The organism is Anoxybacillus sp. LAT27 (genome assembly GCF_022030075.1).
Taxonomy (GTDB): Bacteria; Bacillota; Bacilli; order Bacillales; family Anoxybacillaceae; genus Anoxybacillus; species Anoxybacillus kestanbolensis.
Map to the genome: position 1 here is coordinate 1 of NZ_JAIWYK010000310.1, position 232 is coordinate 232.

The window sequence follows — 232 nt, forward strand, 5'->3', positions numbered from 1 at the left end:
TAACATGCAGTCCGCCGCAAGCATAAATTTACACACCCGGTGCGGCATAATTTGTCGGCAAAACAGCCAGAATGAGTAGTGAAACAAACTCCAAAGGAGGATTCTTCATGACGATCTTGCGCCATGTCATCCGTTTCGTGGTCGCTGCAGTCGTGCTGATGTTCGTCGGGTTTCTCGTTCCCGGCTTCTCTGTAAACGGTTTTTGGCCCGCACTTATGGCCGCGGTGGTCAT

1 protein-coding gene is annotated in these 232 nt (G+C 51.3%); it reads left to right on the forward strand.

The genetic code is table 11. From position 1 onward, the window contains the following. Positions 1–107: 107 nt before the first annotated feature. Positions 108–232: phage holin family protein (locus tag LD028_RS09585; protein ID WP_237811683.1), on the forward strand; the 125-nt coding region annotated here is incomplete at its 3' end.